Raw genomic sequence first — 20,957 nt, forward strand, 5'->3', positions numbered from 1 at the left:
GACAACCCATTCTAATGTAGAGGTACCACTGACAAGAGATTCCGTCGCGAGGAGCCGGATGAGGGGAAACTTTCACGTCCGGTTTTGGAGACGAGTCAGTAAGGTGACTTACTGGCTTAGTTTAATTACCGAGTAACCGAAGCAATAGCTGGTGTTGGTAAGAAGCCTACACTGAACCTGTAAAGGTCAGTGTAGGAGTATGTCACATAGAGCTTGATGGATGACCTGTTTTTGCTCAGAATCGTATCTCCAGCGCTGCAGAAATTCTTGGTAGTTGCCAACTCCAGTAAGGGCGCTTTGCCTTAACTGTTGAGCAATGTCAAACAGGCTTGGCATATTTAGTTGTTTAATGAGATTAGCACTACGCGATCGCACTCGGTCTGATCCTTGAGCCATGTCTTCTTTGCCATTGCGGCGATGGTTCAATCCCATTGCCGCTGACATAGCTAAATTTTTGACTAACAGTTCCGCTACGATGTCGGGAGATGACTCTAGAGCTGTGATCACCTCTGGTGAGGGATTGTCGGCTAAGGTGCTGTCACTGGTAAGGTAGGTGACAAAGAAGCCTCTAGCACCATTTTTGGTTTTGACTAAGGATGCGATCGCATCGGTAATTTCTGGCGATTTTAGTTCCCCTGTTGCCATTTTGGTCATTATCGATTCGGTGAATGCCATTGCATCATCAAACGTGACGGTTTCTAGAATCTCCATGGAAGTTCAGAGGCTAGCTCAATAGTAGGTCAGTTTCAATTTGAGCACAATTTTAATAAAACCGCAGATAGAGATTTTACTATCAATCCCCCAAAGTTATCAGCGGTCAGCGGTCAGCGGTCAGTGGTCAGCGGTCAGCTAATTACTGATTACTGATTACTAATTATTAATTACTCAGGACTTACGCGGTTAACTTGATTTCGCCCCCCTAGCCCCCCAATTCTGGGGGGTAATGATGTCAAAGTCCCCCAGAATTGGGGGATTTAGGGGGCAAATGCGTAAGTCCTGTTACTCATAGCTGATAGCTGATAGCTGATAGCTGATAGCTGATTACTGATTGCTGATTGCTGATTACTTACAAACCAAACCCTAACTCTTGACAATTGCTCCAAAATCTGCTAACACACGAGCATGATTCCGCAACAATCCCAACAAATTCAAGCGATTAGTGCGAATATTGGGGTCAGGATCCATCACCAATACACTCTGGTCACCATCAAAGAAAGTGCTAACCGTAGGAGCAATCTCTTCTAGTGCTTCGACTAATTTCTGATAATCTCGCTCTTCCTGAGAAGCTTTAATTTTTGGCACTAATTCCACTAGGGCATCATAAAATGCTTGCTCACAAGATTTCTGGAAGTATTCCGGAGTCACTACTGTTGTTGGTTGTATCTGTTTGGTATCTAAATCCCCTTGTTTAGCTAAACGAGCTGAACGGTTGACAGTTTCATAGATTTTATCCAGGGTACCATTATCTCGGATAGACTGGAGAAACAAAGCGCGATCGCGTACATCTAACACATCAATTAATGCCCTGTTTTGATACTCGGGATCATCTTCTCCTAACACAGCATTCACTAAATCATAATCAATTTTATTTTCTTCTTGGAGCAGAGTCCGAATCCGTTGTAAGAAAAATTCCTGTAATGACTCTATTGGTGAATTATTGTCTGGATAAGCAGCTACAAAATCCGCAGCAATATCGTTTAGCAACTGCTGGAGATTAATCGGTAAATTGGCATCCCAGGTAATGTTGATAATCCCATTAGCAGCACGACGTAGAGCAAAGGGATCAGAAGAGCCTGTGGGTAACATACCTAAGCCAAAGATACTGACTAAGGTATCTAGCCTGTCTGATAACCCTACCACTTGCCCAGTAATGGTTTGAGGTAGAGAATCACCTGCACCCCTCGGTAAATAATGCTCAAAAATTGCTGTTGCGACTTGCTCAGATTCCCCACTAGCAACGGCATACTTTTGTCCCATTACCCCTTGTAATTCAGGAAATTCATACACCATCTGGGTAACCAAGTCTGCTTTACACAGTAAGGCCGCCCTTTGAATCTGAGTAATAGCTTCTGGTGAGATTAGATTAGGAGAGTGTTGACGTAACTGGTCAGTAATTTGACTCGCTATCTTTTCTATTCTACCGACCTTTTGGCGTACTGAACCTAAATCTTCCTGAAAAGTGACTTTCTCCAGTTGGGGTAAATAGCTTTCTAAGGGTGAGTCGATATCGGTTTTGTAGAAAAACTGCCCATCGGCTAACCTCGCTCGGATTACCCGCTCGTTCCCAGTAGCAATAATTTCCGATTTGGCCGGGTCACCGTTACCAATAGTAATAAAATAGGGGATAAGTTCAGTAGCCGCTTCGGTTTTGAATACTGGAAAGTAGCGCTGGTGAGACACCATCTCTGTAGTGACCACTTCTTGTGGTAAATTCAAGAAGTCTGAGGAAAATTTACCCACTACTGCTGTCGGCCATTCCACTAAATTAGTGACTTCTTCCCATAACTCAGGGTACAGAGGGGTATAACCACCTAACTGTTTAGCGGCTGACTCAACTTGTGATTTGATTGTCTCCCGGCGTTTTTCAGGGTTGACCTCTACATAAGCATTGCGCAAACAGGACTGATAATCTGTTGCTTCGGGAATCTCTATTGGTTTGGGAGACAAGATCCGATGACCACTGGAAATGCGATCGCTTTTTACAGTCTCGGCATTATTATCTAACTCTACCGGTAGCACTACATCATCCAAAAGTGTGACTAGCCAGCGAATCGGACGGGGAAACTTTAAATCTCCATTCGCCCAGCGCATGAACCGTCTACCTTCCAATCCAAATATCCATTGGGGAATCAGTTCCGTTAAAATTTCCGTAGCGGGGCGACCGGATATCTGTTTCTGAACAAAGACAAATTCTCCTTTATCCGTATCTCTGAGGAATAGATTATCTAGCTCTACCCCCTGTTTACGGGCAAACCCAATCGCTGCTTTAGTAGGTTGGCCATCCTTAAACGCTGCCTTAGCTGGTGGTCCTTTAACCTCTTCTTCTCGGTCCGGTTGCTTTTCAGGTAATCCTTTAATGATAACTGCTAAGCGGCGAGGGGTGCCGTAAATCTCAATTCCTTCTGGAGTAAGAAAGTACTCATCCAGGGTTTGGGGAATTTTCGATTGCCACTGTGCGATCGCACTATCCACAAAATCTGCGGGTAATTCTTCTGTACCGACTTCTAATAAAAATGTAGACATAGGGAACTGATTGCTAATCAAAACTATAATCTTTAACTACCAATTCCCCCAGTGTACCTCTTGAGATTATAGACCTGGTGATGATGGTTTTGATTGTAAACCCACAGTTGCTGCAACTGTCGCTAAGCTCTACCTCAAACCCCGTTATGGATTTATCTGAAGGTGTAGGGGAGCAGGCTGTGCTCCCCTAACGGTATAGTTATTGCTAAATCGTCAAAAAGTTGCTAGCGCTGGCAATAGTGCTAACTTGTGCATCATTGACAACTGCTAACACTTCACTGTTAGCAGAGATTTGGACATCACTGCCACTTTGGTTAAACCTCAAGTTACTGAAAGTCAAGGCACCAGACAGACCTAGCAACGTCTTACCAGCCTCAAAGTTAATGATAGTATCAGTTCCTTTGCGTGCTTCTAGGGCAATAATATCGTCACCACCCCCAAGCCTGATCGTATCGTTGCCAAAGCCACCAACTACTAAATCATTACCAGTGCCAGTGTCTATGAGGTCATTACCGATACCTCCATAGACTGTGTTATTGCCTCCGGAAGAGAAAATCTCGTCATTACCAGTGCCGCCATAAATGGTGTCAGGGTTGGAACCGCCGAAAATCTCGTCATCCCCAGCACCACCATAGATAATGTTTACTCCCTCACTGCCAAAGATTCTGTCATTACCACCTTGACCGTAGATGGTGTCATTATCAGCAGTGCCGAAAAGAGTTTCACCGTTGCTTGTGCCTACAATTACTTCATCTTTCGGCACAACTCTTAAGTTATCCACTAGTAGCGCGGATTCCAACAACTCATCTTCTACATCTACCACTGCCATACCTACTAGATAAGTGCCAGCAGTTGGGAATTTGTAGGTAAAGGTATCGTAGTCTGTTTCCTCACGAAATCCTGTAGGAGACAGCAGAAATGAACTATTGGTATCTGCCAGGTTAGATAAAACCTTTGGGGTGATGGAGACAAAGGCAAAATCCTTGAAGGTGGAGTCAGGGGTAAGCTCATCAGTGAGGAAGTTAAAGTCGAAGCTCAAAACATCCCCAGCGTTGACTGTAATAGGTTGTAACTTGAGAGCGGATCCTTCTTTGGCATCTCCATTGCTAAAACCATCTATACTGCCTGGGTTGAACCCCAAGAAGTTTTCAAGTGCGCTATCACTTACAGAACCGACATCATTAGTAATTAAAGCCTGAAATTTTCCCTGAGAAGGGATACTGCCAAATGCCGCTGTCTCAATGCTGGCATCGCCGATAGTGTTCCAATTTATGAAGTTGCCAGTCTCAAATCCAAAAATAGTAGTCATCAGATTTTGTCTTTGGTAGATTACATGATTGACACAAGAAGGTCATTGCAGACAAACAAATTTAGACTAAGCTCACCTCAAGGCATCAGAAGTTGATACACCAGTTGATACACCAGTTGATACACCAGTTGATACACCCTAAATCAGACTCGTAAAACCGATAATTTTTTCGTAGCTTCCCCTATAAATCAACATTTAAATTTTGGAGTATTCCTGAAAAATTAAAATACCTTAAGGTGTCTTATTTTTTTACCCTGAATGTTTTTGATATTTTGCTTGACTTGACTATTTATCAATTTATCAATTCTTTTTTTAAAGAAAAATACTTTTATTTAAAGTCTTCGTAAAGTTAAGCGTAAACTTGTTCAAGTTTTAGTTAAAATTAGGTAATCACAGTTACCTAGGTAACGCCCATAAACTAGATAGCATCAGTTATCTGAGGCATCTTCACAGATTTCAGGGATCGTAACACTGCCAAAGCCAGCAGCATCGAGTCATTCACAATAGGTTTGATTAGCTGTAATCCAACAAAGGCTCTGCCTTGATATCTGGAAATAGTGACAAATCCTGAAAAAAAGGGTTATAATATCCCTCTGAAGACAAAACATTGATTAACCCTAACAGGTTGATTAACCTTGAGGAATTTACTTACAATTCCAGGGCTGGTCTATTTTCTCTAAGTACATTTACGGTTACGGCGGTCAACTCAGCAATTCTATAATCCCATCAGTTATTGAAGGGCAGTAAGGCAATGTATAAGAATTGCGTAATTGACATTAACTCCAAGCCTAATAAGGTTGATAGCGTTTGGCGTCTAGCCGAAACATTATCTGTAGAGGAAAAGGCTGAATTGATTGAGCGCTTGCTTGACCAAGAATCGGGTTTGATTGTGCTGTCAGCAACTACTCACTTAGCTGATTATATCCTGGCCCAGATGAGTCTTTTGTCATCAGAAGGCTTGCTGTACGTATTCAGGAAAGTTGCGGCTCAGCTGTCTAGCAAAGGGAATGGTTTGTAGATTGTTATCGTTAATCACCCAAAATATCCAGCTTGTTCTTTTTTTGTTGGTGGTTAGTAGAGGCGAACAGCTGTTCGCCCCTACAGTAGTCACTAGAGATCAACACACTCTCACTAACGACTAACCACTAACTTATTTCCCAGATTTGATGTAACCTCTACATAGACATACTCAAGCCGCACTGGTTGACGAGCAATGGAATCGAGGGGAATCCCATCAAAACATGCCATAATGTCCTTCAGGTCTAAAGACTCTGGTAGCCAAAACGCTAAATCATTGCCATAGCGGCGATGAGTAAAGCCTAATTCTTGGGCACGAGCGATCGCTTGTTCTTCTTGAGGGGTGTCTACTACTACAATTTCTTGAGCCGGAATCTTTTGCCGTAACTCAACCAAACTCCCCTCTGCTACAATCTGTCCCTGTTTAAGAATGCCAATTCTGTGGCAAAGACGTTCTGCTTCATCAAGGGAATGAGTGGTCAGCAAAATAGTAATTCCCTGGCCCTGAAGACGTCGAATCAAGTCCCAAATTTCATATCGGGCTTCAATATCTAAGCCTGTGGTAGGCTCATCTAAAATAAGTAATTTCGGCTGATGCACTAGAGCAACAGCAATATTCATCCGTCGCTGCATCCCACCACTGAGGGTTTCCACCGGACTTTTTGCCCGCTCTAATAAATTGACCGCAGCAAGGGCAGTGTAAACTTGTTTAGAGCACTGCTGACCATCTAACCCATACAGACGAGCAAAGAAATACAAGTTTTCTTGACAACTAAGGGTTTGATACAGTAAATTCTCTTGGGGAGCAACCCCAATCAGCTTTTTCGTTGCCTCGGACACTGGTTGGTTATTGATTGCGATCGCACCACTATCCGCTCGTAGTAAGTTACAGATGATATTGATAGTAGTTGTCTTACCTGCACCATTGGGTCCGAGTAAACCATATATTTCTCCCGCTGGAATAGTTAGGGTTAAATCCCGCAGAACGTTTCGATTACCGTAAGACTTACTTAATTTATGGATATTTAGCACTAGTTAAACCTTCAGCAATACTAAGGCAATTTAATCAGACTTTTTTTACGATAATCGGATAATTTTATAGACGTACTAGGTCATAGATAACTGACCCGACTATACTTAAGTTTATTTTTTTTGTGCAAACCTCCTGATTATTCAATGGTTTAAACTAGGTTACCCTGCACAAAACTCCCGTGGGTAATTACAATCTTCTCTCTACCCGAACCATCCCCTGGTATGACAACCATGCGACTATCACCATCACTGAGGCAAAGCCAAATAAAAACCAGAAATGAGACTCGATTTCCACCAAACCCTTGCCATCAGCCCATACTCCCAGCAAGGCTTCGTTCATATGATAAATTGGGTTAAACTTAGCGATTTCCAGTAACTGTTCCGGAAACAAAGCAGTTGGTAAAAACGCACCACCCAAAATTAATAGAGGTACACCGAAGGTTCCCACTAAGGCATTAACGTCCTCAGTGCGCCGCGCTAATTGAGTTCCCAGAAAAAATCCCACTCCCACATAAGCAATAATACTCAGCAAAATAATCAATACCCCTAGCAACACGGAACCTTGAAACCTTGCCCCCAAAAATGCTGCTATGGTATAAACCACTAAGGCTTGACCTGTAGCAATGCAGCTGTGAGCCAAAAAAATTCCTAAGAAATAGGATATGCCACCTAATGGAGAGATAAATAAACGCTTGAGCATGTGCTGTTCTCGTTCTGAGACTACTGTTGCCACGCTACCCCCCAAGCAGCTAAAAAACAAAGCAGCACCCACAAGAGTAGTTGGGGCAGCCCGTTGAAATGCTTCTGCGGTTGATAGCTCAGCCTGTTCTGCCATAATCAAACCGTTGAGAAATAGCACAGTAATTGGAAAAATACTCCAAAATAATAGGCTACGCTGCCTTCGCCATAGTTCAATCAAGATTCGCTGTGCTACAGCCCAGGTTTCCCGCCAATATTTTATAATTATCCTGTGTGCCATTTATCATGTGGTAATTATTACTACTTTCAACTTTCAACTTTAACCCCATATTTTTGTGTTTATATTGCCTATCGTCTATTGATAACAAACAAGGTATCCAGGTCTCTAAGATAATAAAGGGCAAAACAAGCTGCTAACATTGGCCAAGCGGCAAAAAATAGCAAATTAGGATCAGTAAATGGGCTTAGATATTGCTGATAGGATGAGATAGTTTATCTCCCATGAAATACTAATACGCTACCATAAGTCCATCGTTTTTTCCACTAAGAGTAAAAATCCTAGGATGATTACTAGCTGGATAGCGCCAATAAGACTAAAAATGCTGTTACCGAGTCCACTAATAAAGTAAAAGTTTTCATAGACCGCAGCTGCATGTTCAGGACGCACGAATTTATCGATTGTCCACATCAGCATTACTATAAAAACACTGAGGCGCAGTAGAAACAAAACTAGGGTAATTCGATTAGATGCTCTCATGGTAGTTAACAAGTAATAGATCGCAAGTAATAGATCGGATAACAGAATGATAGATCAGATTATATCTGCTAGCGTCGTTATTTTATACCTAGGCTTGACACTCGCAATTGGTTTGCATTCAGGTATCAGCCGTTAGCCTTACCCACTATGAATCCATGACTTCCGTGAGAAAGTATAGTTCCTAAAAGAGGTTGTTCGCGTAGCGTCGCCTTTTGGCCAAGGTTTAATCACCGCCTAACCTATAACCTGTAACCTGTAACCTGTAACCTATAACCTGTAACCTGTAACCTGTAACCTATAACCTGTAACCTGTAACCTGTAACCTATAACCTGTAACCTATAACCTGTAACGGGTTAACCAGATTGCGATTGACCTACGGTCACGCTACGCGAACGCATTTGCTGAAATTCTGCTAAAATTATTCATTGAAGGTAAAATAACCAGTACCCTTAATCCTAAGGATTGGTCAACAGCTCAAATCCTTAATCCCATCATTTAATCCGATTAGCCAAATTTCACCGGAAAGCGAAAAGGGCTGGCCGCTACTGTAGCCGATTAGCCAACCGCTAAGTCTAGCATCTATGGCTAGCATCTACCAAAAGCATCCTGATACCAGGGAATTTCTACCGTAAGTACTACCGTACCCCATTTAACTGTGACATGCTCCCTCTTAAGAGGAAAATCAAGAGGAAAACACTACCCTCGCGGGTAGCCTAGTCATGTAAGCATTCACCCGTCAGCGGTTAGCCGTCAGTGGTCAGTGTTCAGTTGTTGGCCTTTGGTACCTCAAGTAGCTTGCCCATAAGCTGATAGCTGATACGCGACACGCTGATAGCTGAATACTTACCTAGTCATACCCAAATTCCCTGATGACCTGCCAGTATGATCTGCTGTCTTAATCCCGATTGCCAGAATCCCATTAATCCGGATGATAACCAGTTTTGCCAAAGCTGTGGTAACAAACTAGTAATCTTGAAAAACCGCTATCGTCCGATTCGACCCATCGGAGATGGGGGATTTTCCAAAACCTATTTGGCAGAAGATAGGGATAAATTGGATGAATACTGTGTGATTAAGCAGCTAGCGCCCCAAATTGAGGGAACGAAGGCACTCAAAAAGGCACGAGAATTATTTGAGCAAGAGGCAAAACAATTGCAAAGGCTGGGACAACATCCCCAAATCCCTACCTTGCTAGCTTACTTTGAGGAAGATCAGCGCTTATATTTGCTCCAAGAGTATATCGAGGGGAAAACCTTAGAGCAAGAGTTGGCAGAAGCAGGAGCGTTCAGTGAAGACAAGATTAAGGATGTTTTATTTGAACTGCTAACTATTCTCAAGTTTGTCCATCAACAGAAGGTGATTCACCGAGATATTAAACCAGGTAATATCATTCGCCGTCCTGGTTCGGGTCAAGGATCTGAAAAAAAGAATCAGCTAGTACTAATCGATTTTGGGATAGCCAAGCAATTGAGGGCTACGGTCATGGCTAATATCACTGGCACCACTATCGGTTCCTTTGGCTATGTGCCTATGGAACAAATGGAGGGAGGTAAAGCCTATGCTGCTAGTGATTTATACAGTTTGGGCACGACGTGCTTTCATTTGCTGACTAATGTTCATCCTTGGGATTTGTGGAAGAAACAAGGCTATCGCTGGGTAAATAGTTGGCGAAAGCATTTAAAGCAACCGGTGAGTGAACAATTGTGGTGGATAATGGATCGGCTGCTCCCAGAAAGCTATCAGCACCGTTATCAGTCTGTAGACCAAGTCTTGCAGGTATTGGAGCTTCAGTCTGCGCCCCCTGCTAATCCTTCTCAATCTACCTCTAAGTATCACGAGTCCTTTCTTAATTTTTTAACGTCATTAAGACAAAATGACCAGTTAAAAAAACAAGTGATGATGGGAGGATTTTCTTTATTATCTCTAGGTTTGATTACTCAAGGATATGGATATTTTAGGTATCAAACCTTTCCCTCTAATTTAAGTTTTTTGATTGCTGGTTTACCCAGCAGTACCTACCTCAAAACTACTCTCAATGGACACTCTAACTCAGTGCGTTCTATTGCTGTTAGTCCTGATAGTAACTATTTGGTAAGTGGTAGTAATGATCATACTGTAAAAATTTGGAATTTGCCGAAAGGTGAGTTAGTTAGAACTCTTAATGGCCATGATGGTAATGTTTATTCTGTCGCTATTACTCCTGATGGAGAAAATATTGCTAGTGGTGGTGATGACAACACTATCAAGATTTGGAATTTGAAAAGGGGTCAGCTGAAAAAGAATCTTACTGGTCATCAGGGATTTATTAGTTCTGTTGCAATTAGTTCCGATGGAAAAACGTTAGTAAGTGGAAGTTATGACCACACTATCAAAGTTTGGGATTTACCGACGGGCAAGCTGAAACAAACCTTAAGGGGGGAAACGAATTGGGTTAGTTCGGTGGTGATTAGTCCTGATGGCAAAACCTTAGTTAGTGGTAATGGGGGCAATACGATCAGAATTTGGGATTTGGATACAGGTGATCTAAAAAAGACCCTGACCGGTCATAGAGATTCCGTTGTTTCTCTAATCATTAGTCCTGATGGTAAAACCTTATTTAGTAGTAGCCTAGACCGTAATATTAAAATTTGGGATTTGACAATTGGTGAATTAAAAAATACCTTGACTGGACATATATACTATGTTCATTCTCTGGCGATTAGCCCGGATGGAAAAACCTTGGTTAGTGGTAGTGCCAATAATACCATTAAGGTTTGGGATTTAGAAACATGGGAGTTAAAAACTACCCTCACTGGTCATACAAACTGGGTGAGTTCTCTGGCGATTAGTCCCGATGGAAAAACCTTAGTCAGTGGCAGTAGAGATGATAGTATTAAAGTTTGGAAGTTGCCTTGATTTATGACAGTAAGCTGGTTTAATTTAAAGTTTTAGGTTATGACAGGAAGGGAGCAGGGAGCAGGGAGCAGGGAGCAGGGGTAAAGAATTTGATTTTTTTGATATAGCAATTATATTTCCCATGAGGAACAAAGGGATCCCCCTAAATCCCCCTTAAAAAGGGGGACTTTGAGGTTTATAAGTGTAACTCAGAAATGCAATAAAAGCTATAATTAAATAATATCTAATTGAAATCCACAACAGCTGAAAGGATAAAGTGTAAAGTCTAAGCTGTAAACTGTAAAGTGTAAACCGTCAACACAATTTAAATGCATACCTGGCACTGGCAGAGTTGGAATAATTTGCCCTATTTAACGAGTAGCCTATTGAAGCAATGGAATCACGGCTTCTTCACCTCAGCATTTTCTCCCCGTTCTCCGGAAGAAATGGTCGATGTACTCCAGCCTGATGCCCAGGTGTATCGAGTGAAACAGGTCCACGGCAATACAGTACTGACTCCTGGGGAAATTGAAAGTACCCAAAACCGTGAGCCAGACTCCAATAAACCACCGGCTGATGGTATTGTAAGTGAGGAAGCTAACCAAGCTGTGTGGGTTTGTACGGCAGATTGTACGCCCTTACTGATTGGGGATATGGAAACTGGACAGGTAGCAGCAGTTCATGCGGGTTGGCGGGGTACTGCTCAACGGATTGTTCCTAATGCGATCGCACGATTGCTAAACAATGGTAGTCGTAAAGAAAATTTACGCATTGCTCTCGGTCCAGCAATTACCGGGGAATGCTACCAGGTATCAGAAACCGTGGCGGCTGAAGTGGGAGCTAGTATTGTATCTACTGATCAAGGGGATAGCACCGAATCAATTCTGGCGGTGTTGCAGCAGCTAGACGACTCCCCAATATTAGATGACCCCAAACCCGGACGAGTACGCTTGGACGTGCGGCGAGTCAATGTCTTACAGTTGGAACAATTGGGCATTGATTCAGAACAAATTGCGATCGCACCCCACTGCACTTACTCTGAACCAGAGCGTTTCTTTTCCTATCGCCGTAATCAACTTAAGAAAGTTCAGTGGTCTGGTATTATTAGCTATTGAAGCGTAAGCTATCAGCTATCAGCTTAAGCGCTACGCGCACGCTACGCGAACAGCTATCAGCTAATGCGCTACAGATTGTGCTACTTGATGTGCTTATGGGCTATTAGGAAGCTACACCGAACAGCTTTTGAATAAGCGATGCAGCGCCGACCTGCGGGGGTTTCCCCCACTCGCGCTTGGGATCAAGAAAACAAGTAAGCATTCGTTTAATCTCAGTGATGGAAAGCTGACGGCTGTTCGCGTAGCGTGAGCTTTTAGCTCACGGCTGACGGCTGAATGCTTACATTGAAGCATGGCCCAAGCCTGGCAACGGAACCGGTACGACAATAGCAAAGAAACGTCCTTGAATTCATGCCACGCACCCCTAGATTAACGTTTGACCGGGGAACTCTGATTTTGCATCCACCACCGAGGGGTAACGCTTGGGTGGAGTATGCCACTTGGGATGATCGGGTAGAGAAGTTTCGGATTAGAGGAATTCACTATCGTCCTCTGGTAGAAACCTTACTCAGAGAAAAGGTTGATTTTATTGATGATGCTAGGGAATTTGTGCCTCTGCCACTAGTATCTAGTTTTGAGATGGAACCTTATCCCCATCAACGGGAAGCTCTATTGGCATGGAAGCGAGCCGGTCGTCAAGGGGTAGTGGTGCTACCAACGGGAGCAGGTAAGACTTATCTGGCTCAGTTGGCAATGCAAGACACTCCTCGTAGTACCATAGTTGTGGTACCAACCCTAGATTTAATGCACCAGTGGTATGCTCAACTCGAAGCAGCCTTTCCAGATGTGGAGGTGGGAGTGTTGGGGGGTGGTTCCCGCGATCGCACGCCTATTCTGATCGCCACCTATGATAGTGCCACTATTCATGCGGAAACCTTAGGGAATCGGTACGCTTTGGTGATTTTTGATGAGTGTCATCACTTACCTACGGATTTTTATAAGGTGATTGCGGAATATGCGATCGCACCCTATCGGTTAGGACTGACAGCAACCCCAGACCGCTCCGATGGCCGTCATTGGGACCTTAATGGTTTAATAGGACCAGAGGTTTATCGGAAAAGCCCTAATGAATTGGCGGGTTTGGCATTAGCTGACCATAAGGTAATTCAGATTAAGGTCAAGCTGTCCCAACAAGAACGCGATCGCTATAATTCTTGCATGACCTTGCGCAATGATTTTTTAAGGACCTCCAACATTCATCTCGGCAGTATTAAAGGTTGGCAGCAGTTTGTGATGGCAAGTGCGCGATCGCAAAGCGGACGCCGTGCCATGTTAGCTCACCGGGAAGCCAAGGAAATTGCCTTAGGTACCGATGGAAAATTAAGGATTTTGCTAGATTTACTGGCTCAGCATTACCCAGAGAAGATGTTAATTTTTACCAATGGTAATGCTACACTTTATCGCATTTCTCAAGAGTTATTAATTCCCGCGATTACTCATCAAACCCCAGTCAAAGAGCGTCATGATATTTTGAAGCGATTTCGAGAAGGAGAGTATCGCTGTTTAGCAGCATCCCATGTGTTGAATGAGGGAGTGGATGTACCCGATGCGCGAGTAGCGATTATCTTATCAGGCACCGGTTCATCTCGGGAGTATATCCAGCGCTTGGGTCGGGTATTGCGTAAAGGTAAAGATGGGGAGAAGGTGGCGTTATTGTATGAAGTGGTAGCGGAGGATACCTCTGAAGAACGAACCTCTTGGCGTCGCCATGGTGGTGGTAGCAAAAATGAACCGCGAAGGCGCAAACAGCCGGAAGGTGCCAAGACCGGTAAGCAATTGGAGTTATTGCCAGAGCCGGGTTATCAGGTCAAGCCTAGGAGTAGCCCCAGGGCGGCTGAGTCTAAGGGGAAGTGGTCAGATGAGGATGATGAGTTTTGAGTTAGATGATCAGGTAATAATGGAGTATTGCCCCCATTCCCAAATTCCTAGATTTGGGAATGGGGGCAATATTAACTAAACTTCGTAAGTCCTATCCAACCTAAAATATCGTATCAAGGTTAAGATCAAAGCTGGTGTCATCTTGGAAGACAGCAATTAAGTCTCCCTTGTAATATAGAGCTGTGTCCTTTGCTGATGTACCACTAAAATTGAAACTCTTATTGACAGTGTAATCACTCTTACCACCGCCGAGGCGAACTTTATCACCTTGTCTCAAATTAAAGTCAGTGATTGTCGCGTATCCCGAGTTACCATCACCAATGTAACCAATCTCGGTCCGAAAAACATTCTTACCTAAGACGAAGGTATCCTTACCTTTGCCACCAGTTAGAATGTCCCGTTCCTTTTGACTACTACGTTGATAACCCTGGAGAGAGTCATTACCAGAGCCGCCGGTCAGGGTGTCGTTGCCAGTACCACCAATTAGAGTGTCGTTACCAGAGTCACCAATTAGAGTGTCGTTGCCAGAGCCACCATACAGATAGTCGTTGCCAGAGTCACCATCGAGGTAGTCGTTGCCATAGTCACCATAAAGGGTGTCCTTGCCATAGCCACCAGAAAGGGTGTCCTTGCCATAGCCACCATAAAGGGTGTCCTTGCCATAGCCACCATAGAGCTTGTCGTTACCAGAGTGACCATAGAGCTTGTCGTTGCCATAGTCACCATAAAGGGTGTCCTTGCCAGAGCCACCATAAAGGGTGTCCTTGCCAGAGCCACCAGAGAGGTAGTCCTTGCCAGAGCCACCATAGAGCTTGTCGTTGCCAGAGCCACCATAGAGCTTGTCGTTGCCAGAATACCCCCGGAGGAGGTTGTTGGAATTGTTACCACTGATCCTGTTGTTGAGGCTGTTACCGTAGCCGGAGTAAGCACTACCAGTCAGGGTCAAGTTTTCCAGGTTGGCTCCTAGGGTGTAGTTGATGGAGGATTCGACTGTATCAATACCCTGATTGACGTATTCGGTGACCACATCCTTGGTGCTGTCAACCACATAGCGGTCATTGCCCCTGCCACCATACATCCGGTCACGGCCTTTACCACCATTCAGGTAGTCGTTGCCAGAGCCACCATTCAGGTAGTCGTTGCCAGAGCCACCATTCAGGTAGTCGTTGCCAGAATACCCCCGGAGGAGGTTGTTGGAATTGTTACCACTGATCCTGTTGTTGAGGCTGTTACCGTAGCCGGAGTAAGCACTACCAGTCAGGGTCAAGTTTTCCAGGTTGGCTCCTAGGGTGTAGTTGATGGAGGATTCGACTGTATCAATACCCTGATTGACGTATTCGGTGACCACATCCTTGGTGCTGTTAACCACATAGCGGTCATTGCCCCTGCCACCATACATCCGGTCACTGCCTGTACCACCATCAAGGGTGTCATTGCCAAAGCCACCAGAGAGGTAGTCGTTGCCGCCCTTACCCTCGAGACGGTCATTACCACTATCACCGTATAGGGTGTCGTTTTTCTTGGCACCAATCAGGGTATCGTTGCCACCATTACCGGACATTTTCCAAGACTTCCATTTCTTGAATGGCCAAAAACCTTCTTTGTGTGCTTTTTTGTAGTTATTTGAGTTGTCACCATAGTAACTTCCCATGTCATTTGCTCCTGATAGATTGCAATTGTTTTAAAATTTGTGGATTGTTCGATTCGGAAAGATTAACCCTATTTGTCGGAGTTATATCCTGAAAAGTTTTTCAAGAAATACTCATTATTAATAGTGGAACTTAAGATACCAAGTTTATGGGTAAGTCAAGGGTAATCTTGATCAACAATCCTGATGTTGACCGTTACATATTTCCAATAAATCACAAAAATTACTCTGTTATTAGCGTAAAAAACCTGATTACTCAACGCTACTAAATCGTGATTTTATTGATAATATGTTGATTGATTAACAGGTCAGTTCATCTAACAATCAAGTAGATCAAGTCAATTCGTTGGCATTGGTTAACAATGGAATGATTTTAAGAGTAGGTGCGCGCCTCCTAGGGCGAGTAAAGAGTAAATCGCCCTTGGGTCGCACCTGTGGAATAGGCATCTTGCCGTGGAATAGGCATCTTGCCGTGGAATGGGCATCTTGCGTGGAACTGGCATCTTGCCAGTTTCAATATATTTTCGGGCGGGCAGGATGCCCACTCTACTCCTATTCATTGCTCGATTCAGCAACGCCAATTCCTTAGAACCTATCGACCCCTTGATTTATGGAGCACCATGAACTGATATATCGAATACAGATAGTTTTAACCTGGATCTAAGTATTTAGGAGTTCAATTAACTCTTGCTATTGATGTCTGACTTATCTCTAATCGGATTATAGATCTAACTCAGATAAAAATTATAACTTTTACAAAATACTCACTAAACCTTTAACTAGGTCAAGGTTTGATAAAGATGAGCTGAAATTAGATATATAACGTTTTAAATTCGGTGAGGTACTTATTCTAAGCAATTGGAGTGCCAGAGGTGATCAGGTTAAGCATAAAAGTAGCCCCAAGGCGGCTGAGTCCAAGGGGCAGTGGGTAGATGAGGATGATCAGTTTTGAGTGGGATGATCAGGTAATAATGGAATATTGTCGGGATGGTAGTGCATCAGAGAAGTGTGGGAATGGTAAGATGGCAGAGGTAAATAAGAAACTTCAATGTTATGGAATGTCCTCTGTGTGGTCATCACAAGACTCATAAACACGGGAAAACTAGCAAGGGAAGCCAACGATACTACTGTCGAGAATGCCGACAAACTTTCACCGAAACGTTTGATACTCTTTACTATCGCGCCACAAATTAAGCCAGAAAAAATTCCCACGGTTCTACTTCGCTCATGGTTCAGGAAGTAGTTTAAGAGGAGTTAGTCGTACAGTTAATCTCACCTATAATACGGTAGTCAGTTTAGTACGAGCAGCTTCTGTTAAAGGACAAATGATTCATAATGCCCATGTACAGAATGTTGTTTCCTCACAAATCAGTAGCGACGAGTTTTGGTCATTCGTCCAAAAAAACAAAAACGCTGTAAGCGGAATGAATTGAGAGAAGGGGACTGTTGGTAGGAGATGACTCAAGCATCATCAAGCGGGTTAATTCTGGCCGCTCTTGTAGGCAAACATATAGACCAATTCATCCCTTGATTGACCGTGAATACAGGGCAAGAAAACCGACTGTAAGCAATGGCATACCGATGGTTGGGGAGGATATGAGCGAGTTAAAGAATTCAGAAGTCAGACACATCATTGGTAAAGACCAGACGCAGCATAAGGAGCGAACGTTCCGGAATTGTTCGGCAGCAGACAGGTCGGTGGCATCGCCGACAGCAATTTATTTGGCGTCGGTCTGGGAGCAAACTGAAGCAACAGTAAGATTGGTGGTTAGCTATTTCAATTGGATTTGGGTTCATAGTCGCTTTGGCAATACGGCAGCAGAAAGGGCTAGGTTAGCTGACACCCCTTGGAGATTGGAACGACTTGCGCGACATACCCACACTTTGCTGATGCACTACCGAAGATACCTCTGAAGAAGAGACCTCTTGGCGTCGCCATGGTGGGGGGGTCGCGAATCAAGGGCGAAGGCGAAAACAGCCTGAAGGGGCGGAGACGGGTAAGCAGTTGGAGTTCGTGCCAGGGGTGATCAGGTCAACCATAGGAGTAGCCCCAAGGCGGCTGATTCCAAGGGGCTGTGGTCAGAGTAGGATGATCAGTTTTGAGTACGATGATCTGGTGATCATGGAGTATTGCCCCCATTCCCAAATCTAGGGGTTAGGGGGCAATACCAACTAAACGTCCTAAGTCCTATTCAAGCTAAAATACCGTATCATTAATAAGACTAAAACTGGTGTCATCTTGGAAGACGGCAATTAAGTCCCCCTTATGATATAGATTTGTATCTAGTGCTGATGTACCAGTAACATTACTGTAATTCACAGTGTAATCACTGATACCACCACCGAGCTGAACTTTATCACTTTGTGTCCCATCAAAATCAGTGATGGTCGCGTATCCCGAGTTCCCATCACCAATGTAGGCAACCTTGGTCCCAAAAGCATTATTACCTAATGCGAAGGTATCCGCACCCGTGCCACCAGTTAAGATGTCCCGTTCGCCGGAACTACTACCTCCATAACCATAAAGAGAGTCATTACCAGAGCCACCGGTCAGGGTGTCGTTGCCAAAGCCACCATACAAGTAGTCATTGTCAGAGCCACTATCAAGAATGTCGTTGCCTAGATCACCGAGAAGAACGTCAGTACCAGCATTCCCATACAATTCGTCATTGCCAGATTTACCCCAGAGCAGGTTGTTGGAACTGTTACCACTGATGCTGTTGTTGAGGCTGTTACCGTGACCATAGTAAGCACTATAGCACTACCCATTAAGATTAGGACATTACTAAACTCCGAAACTTAATCATAGCTTACTTCTGACTTCTGACTTCTGACTTCTCACTTGCGCGTAGCGCTATACCAGTCAGGGTCAAGTTTTCTACGTTGTCTCCTAGCATGTAGCTGATGGAGGAGTAGACTCTATCAATACCCTGATTGACATATTCGGTGACCACATCCCCGGTGCTGTCAACCGAATAGATGTCATTGCCCGTGCCACCATACATCCGGTCACTGTCTGTACCACCGACAAGAGCGTCATCACCACCATTCCCATATATGGTGTCGTTGCCAGATTTCCCGAAGAGGACGTTGTTGGAACTGTTACCACTGATGATGTTGTTGAGACTGTTACCGTTGCCGGAGTAAGCACTACCAGTCAGGGTCAAGTTTTCTAGGTTGTCTCCTAGGGTGTAGTTGATGGAGGATTCGACTGTATCAATACCCTGATTGACGTATTCGGTGACCACATCCCCGGTGCTGTCAACCACATACCTGTCATTGCCCGTGCCACCATACATCCGGTCACTGCCTATACCACCATTAAGGTAGTCGTTGCCAGAGCCACCAACCAGGGTGTCGTTGCCACCGTAACCATAAAGATAGTCGTTACCAGAGCCACCATAACCGTAGTTGTTTAAGTTGTCACCGATGTAAGTTACCATGTCATCTACTCCTGATCGATTGCAATTGTTTGAAAATTTGTGGATTGTTCTGTTCGGAAAGATTCACTCTATTTGTCTGAGTTTGATAAAGAGGTGCGACCCGTGGCGAATTTAATAATTAGATGTGGAAAGCGCACCTAAAAAATTTTTCAAGAAATACTTATTATTAATAGGAGTGGTTTTGCCATCAAGAGCATCACGCTTTCTTCACTGCCCTCACTTTGTAAATCACTCCGAAAATCCAATTTTTCTACAGTTTTATATAAAGTTTTGTAACGGATAAGTACCTGGACAAAAATAAACCTCGCTTCTTGATGCAGTCGCTCATGGGGGAAACCCCCAAGACCGCGCTGCATCGCTGTATTAACTTGTGTAAAGTTGCCAAAAGTCCCTCTGCTCCCTGCTCCCTGCTCCCTATTTCAACAGTTAATTTTACTTTTGTCCGACTACTTATCATAAACCGTGGAAATTACCCTGATAACTAATTGGACAAGCATTCCTGATCAATGGTCATGAGCAGGCCAATTCAACAGATGATGATTAAATCAAAACAATATAAGATTGAAAATCAACAGCGGGAGCAGGTTTTGGCAGAACTAGTTGAGCATATTTTGCGTACCCGTAAAGTGTGTCGCCCACGGCCAGGTCATCCTCTATCTGGCATCTATCTAGAGATCTATCAGACCGTACAGCAGCAGCTCAACCATAAACTTGAGGAGGCTATTGATAGCCGATATCTACAAATTACTTCTGATCAGGAGTGGGCCTCTTGGCGGGATAGTGTCTTTAAAAAGGTACTTGACGAGGGTCGTCTTCAGCAGCTAGCCCTAGAAGCACAACGACACGAACTCAATACCCCAGAGCGATTTTATGCCTTAACGGAATTGCTCAATGCCATTAAGCTTTCCGGTAAGCTTTACCATCGAGGCAAATTTTCCCCTGAGGTCTATGATGATGCTGTGAATCTGACATTGTATTATGTTTATCAAAACCTCAATCACTACAATCGAGAAAAAGGAAAATTTATAGCCTGGGTCAATTATCGCCTCAATAAGATGTTACAAAAAGCTCAACAAGACCTGACTGACCCATTTATCCAAGCTCAATCTGGCAAAATTGTCAGAATTAAATATCAGTTGATCGCTCTTATTAAAAACACCAAACTAGATCATGTGATTGTTTGGATAACACTGACCATCAAAGGCTTAATTACAAACAAGACCGATGCCGGTAACGTTACTAAAATTTTGATAGTATTATTTTTGTTGTGCCAGTTAATCGCAAAAGACCGAACCACAGGAGATTCATTAGTGTTTGAGATGGCTAAAGCCACTCTGCCTTTGCCCGCAAACTTGTCTGAGCTGACTGGGGAATCGCTCACCATAGAGACTGTGGCACAACCGGAAACAGAACTGACGTTGTATGACCAGGTCAGACACTATTTTAAAGAAGACCCGGAAAACCTGTTGCAGAAACATATCAAAAACCATCCTGAAGCTACCTTACAAGTGATAGGGTTAGCCTACCTCGACGGAAAAAAATGGCAAGAGATATCGGATTCTTTAGGAATTAAAATTTCATCCCTGAATAACTTCTTTCAACGTAATCTTAGGAAATTAGCCCCTGAAATCAAGAGATATATAGAGGAAGAGCTTGACTAAAAATGCTATAAACAAATATGTAAGTCATCAGCCATCAGCCATCAGCCTTGGGAGCATCCCATTTTTGCACATAACACTTTAAATTATGCTTTTAATCCCTAGTATTTTCGTTAGTTTGAGCAATGGATTTGCCAAATTGGGATGCTCCCTCAGCCTTTTGCCAACGGCTGAATGATTACAGAAATATAGGCTTGCCTAAATTGGTCCTTAATCTGCTCAAGACATCAACCTACATCAACACGCAAAAGGCATGCATGCCAGAAGTTTTTAAGAGGTTGTC

General features: G+C 43.7%; 17 protein-coding genes and 2 pseudogenes. 8 read left to right on the plus strand and 11 right to left on the minus strand.

The window, feature by feature from the left end; genetic code table 11:
* Positions 1-186 precede the first annotated feature (186 nt).
* The 3 genes from F6K46_RS26355 to F6K46_RS26365 form a co-directional block, all read right to left on the minus strand.
* Positions 187-711 (minus strand): hypothetical protein, encoded by a 525-nt coding sequence (locus tag F6K46_RS26355; protein WP_293062563.1) that lies wholly within the window; start codon positions 709-711, stop codon positions 187-189.
* A gap of 369 nt (positions 712-1,080) precedes the next feature.
* Entirely contained in the window at positions 1,081-3,243 is a 2,163-nt protein-coding gene (gene glyS / locus F6K46_RS26360; RefSeq protein ID WP_293062565.1) for a glycine--tRNA ligase subunit beta, read from the minus strand.
* 205 nt (positions 3,244-3,448) lie between these two features.
* Positions 3,449-4,552, minus strand: coding sequence for a calcium-binding protein (locus tag F6K46_RS26365; RefSeq protein ID WP_075902437.1), 1,104 nt, complete (start codon positions 4,550-4,552; stop codon positions 3,449-3,451).
* Between the two features lie 751 nt (positions 4,553-5,303).
* Here F6K46_RS26365 and F6K46_RS26370 point away from each other — a divergent pair.
* Positions 5,304-5,570, plus strand: coding sequence for a hypothetical protein (locus F6K46_RS26370; RefSeq protein ID WP_070394685.1), 267 nt, complete (start codon positions 5,304-5,306; stop codon positions 5,568-5,570).
* A 113-nt stretch (positions 5,571-5,683) separates the two neighbouring features.
* Here F6K46_RS26370 and F6K46_RS26375 read toward each other — a convergent pair whose 3' ends face one another.
* The 3 genes from F6K46_RS26375 to F6K46_RS26385 form a co-directional block, all read right to left on the minus strand.
* Positions 5,684-6,601 (minus strand): ABC transporter ATP-binding protein, encoded by a 918-nt coding sequence (locus F6K46_RS26375; RefSeq protein WP_075902439.1) that lies wholly within the window; start codon positions 6,599-6,601, stop codon positions 5,684-5,686.
* Between the two features lie 187 nt (positions 6,602-6,788).
* Positions 6,789-7,580 (minus strand): ABC transporter permease, encoded by a 792-nt coding sequence (locus tag F6K46_RS26380; protein ID WP_366510768.1) that lies wholly within the window; start codon positions 7,578-7,580, stop codon positions 6,789-6,791.
* Between the two features lie 237 nt (positions 7,581-7,817).
* Complete coding sequence (locus F6K46_RS26385) at positions 7,818-8,057, minus strand: hypothetical protein (RefSeq protein WP_293062572.1); 240 nt, start codon at positions 8,055-8,057, stop codon at positions 7,818-7,820.
* An 883-nt stretch (positions 8,058-8,940) separates the two neighbouring features.
* On the opposite strand from F6K46_RS26385, the gene F6K46_RS26390 reads away from it, so the two are divergent.
* The 3 genes from F6K46_RS26390 to F6K46_RS26400 all read left to right on the plus strand — a co-directional run bounded on the left by F6K46_RS26390 (position 8,941) and on the right by F6K46_RS26400 (position 13,925).
* Positions 8,941-10,953, plus strand: coding sequence for a WD40 repeat domain-containing serine/threonine-protein kinase (locus F6K46_RS26390; protein ID WP_293062576.1), 2,013 nt, complete (start codon positions 8,941-8,943; stop codon positions 10,951-10,953).
* Positions 10,954-11,261: 308 nt separating this feature from the next.
* Positions 11,262-12,047, plus strand: a complete 786-nt coding sequence (pgeF, locus tag F6K46_RS26395; RefSeq protein ID WP_293062581.1) for a peptidoglycan editing factor PgeF — start codon at positions 11,262-11,264, stop codon at positions 12,045-12,047.
* A gap of 351 nt (positions 12,048-12,398) precedes the next feature.
* Positions 12,399-13,925, plus strand: a complete 1,527-nt coding sequence (locus F6K46_RS26400; RefSeq protein ID WP_293062583.1) for a DEAD/DEAH box helicase family protein — start codon at positions 12,399-12,401, stop codon at positions 13,923-13,925.
* A 100-nt stretch (positions 13,926-14,025) separates the two neighbouring features.
* Here the strand turns inward: F6K46_RS26400 and F6K46_RS26405 are convergent, their stop codons facing one another.
* Positions 14,026-15,576: a calcium-binding protein gene (locus tag F6K46_RS26405; RefSeq protein ID WP_293062585.1), complete on the minus strand. Its 1,551-nt coding sequence runs from the start codon at positions 15,574-15,576 to the stop codon at positions 14,026-14,028.
* 418 nt (positions 15,577-15,994) lie between these two features.
* Here F6K46_RS26405 and F6K46_RS26410 point away from each other — a divergent pair, with 418 nt between their 5' ends.
* The 3 genes and pseudogenes from F6K46_RS26410 to F6K46_RS26420 all read left to right on the plus strand — a co-directional run bounded on the left by F6K46_RS26410 (position 15,995) and on the right by F6K46_RS26420 (position 17,464).
* Positions 15,995-16,162, plus strand: a complete 168-nt coding sequence (locus F6K46_RS26410; protein WP_293117504.1) for a hypothetical protein — start codon at positions 15,995-15,997, stop codon at positions 16,160-16,162.
* Between the two features lie 343 nt (positions 16,163-16,505).
* A complete protein-coding gene (locus tag F6K46_RS26415) occupies positions 16,506-16,664 on the plus strand; it encodes a hypothetical protein (RefSeq protein WP_293062589.1) in 159 nt (52 codons plus the stop codon).
* Positions 16,627-17,464: pseudogene (locus tag F6K46_RS26420) on the plus strand (IS1 family transposase). The gene F6K46_RS26415 and the pseudogene F6K46_RS26420 overlap by 38 nt, the downstream one beginning before the upstream one ends.
* Positions 17,465-17,770: 306 nt before the next feature.
* Here the strand turns inward: F6K46_RS26420 and F6K46_RS26425 are convergent.
* From F6K46_RS26425 to F6K46_RS26435, 4 genes and pseudogenes are all read right to left on the minus strand, one after another.
* Positions 17,771-18,184, minus strand: coding sequence for a hypothetical protein (locus F6K46_RS26425; RefSeq protein WP_366510769.1), 414 nt, complete (start codon positions 18,182-18,184; stop codon positions 17,771-17,773).
* Positions 18,185-18,190: 6 nt separating this feature from the next.
* A pseudogene (locus F6K46_RS40265) lies at positions 18,191-18,301 on the minus strand (calcium-binding protein); the annotation flags it as partial.
* A gap of 82 nt (positions 18,302-18,383) precedes the next feature.
* Positions 18,384-19,016 carry a calcium-binding protein gene (locus F6K46_RS26430; protein WP_293062597.1) on the minus strand — a complete coding sequence of 211 codons (633 nt, stop codon included), beginning with the start codon at positions 19,014-19,016 and terminating at the stop codon, positions 18,384-18,386.
* Positions 19,017-19,165: 149 nt separating this feature from the next.
* Entirely contained in the window at positions 19,166-19,372 is a 207-nt protein-coding gene (locus F6K46_RS26435; protein WP_293062604.1) for a hypothetical protein, read from the minus strand.
* A 177-nt stretch (positions 19,373-19,549) separates the two neighbouring features.
* Here F6K46_RS26435 and F6K46_RS26440 point away from each other — a divergent pair, with 177 nt between their 5' ends.
* Positions 19,550-20,677 (plus strand): hypothetical protein, encoded by a 1,128-nt coding sequence (locus F6K46_RS26440; protein ID WP_293062606.1) that lies wholly within the window; start codon positions 19,550-19,552, stop codon positions 20,675-20,677.
* The last annotated feature ends 280 nt before the right edge of the window (positions 20,678-20,957 follow it).

The sequence above is a fragment of the Moorena sp. SIO3E8 genome (assembly GCF_010692445.1).
In the GTDB taxonomy this organism is placed as follows: domain Bacteria; phylum Cyanobacteriota; class Cyanobacteriia; order Cyanobacteriales; family Coleofasciculaceae; genus Moorena; species Moorena bouillonii.

Bases quoted from the DNA above. Each gene is read 5' to 3' on its own strand.
- F6K46_RS26355 (WP_293062563.1), bottom strand. From the start codon at position 711: ATGGAGATTCTAGAAACCGTCACGTTTGATGATGCAATGGCATTCACC.
- glyS (WP_293062565.1), bottom strand. From the start codon at position 3,243: ATGTCTACATTTTTATTAGAAGTCGGTACAGAAGAATTACCCGCAGAT.
- F6K46_RS26365 (WP_075902437.1), bottom strand. From the start codon at position 4,552: ATGACTACTATTTTTGGATTTGAGACTGGCAACTTCATAAATTGGAAC.
- F6K46_RS26370 (WP_070394685.1), top strand. From the start codon at position 5,304: ATGTATAAGAATTGCGTAATTGACATTAACTCCAAGCCTAATAAGGTT.
- F6K46_RS26380 (WP_366510768.1), bottom strand. From the start codon at position 7,580: ATGGCACACAGGATAATTATAAAATATTGGCGGGAAACCTGGGCTGTA.
- F6K46_RS26385 (WP_293062572.1), bottom strand. From the start codon at position 8,057: ATGAGAGCATCTAATCGAATTACCCTAGTTTTGTTTCTACTGCGCCTC.
- F6K46_RS26390 (WP_293062576.1), top strand. From the start codon at position 8,941: ATGATCTGCTGTCTTAATCCCGATTGCCAGAATCCCATTAATCCGGAT.
- pgeF (WP_293062581.1), top strand. From the start codon at position 11,262: ATGCATACCTGGCACTGGCAGAGTTGGAATAATTTGCCCTATTTAACG.
- F6K46_RS26400 (WP_293062583.1), top strand. From the start codon at position 12,399: ATGCCACGCACCCCTAGATTAACGTTTGACCGGGGAACTCTGATTTTG.
- F6K46_RS26405 (WP_293062585.1), bottom strand. From the start codon at position 15,576: ATGGGAAGTTACTATGGTGACAACTCAAATAACTACAAAAAAGCACAC.
- F6K46_RS26415 (WP_293062589.1), top strand. From the start codon at position 16,506: ATGAGGATGATCAGTTTTGAGTGGGATGATCAGGTAATAATGGAATAT.
- F6K46_RS26430 (WP_293062597.1), bottom strand. From the start codon at position 19,016: ATGGTAACTTACATCGGTGACAACTTAAACAACTACGGTTATGGTGGC.
- F6K46_RS26435 (WP_293062604.1), bottom strand. From the start codon at position 19,372: ATGCAGCGCGGTCTTGGGGGTTTCCCCCATGAGCGACTGCATCAAGAA.
- F6K46_RS26440 (WP_293062606.1), top strand. From the start codon at position 19,550: ATGATGATTAAATCAAAACAATATAAGATTGAAAATCAACAGCGGGAG.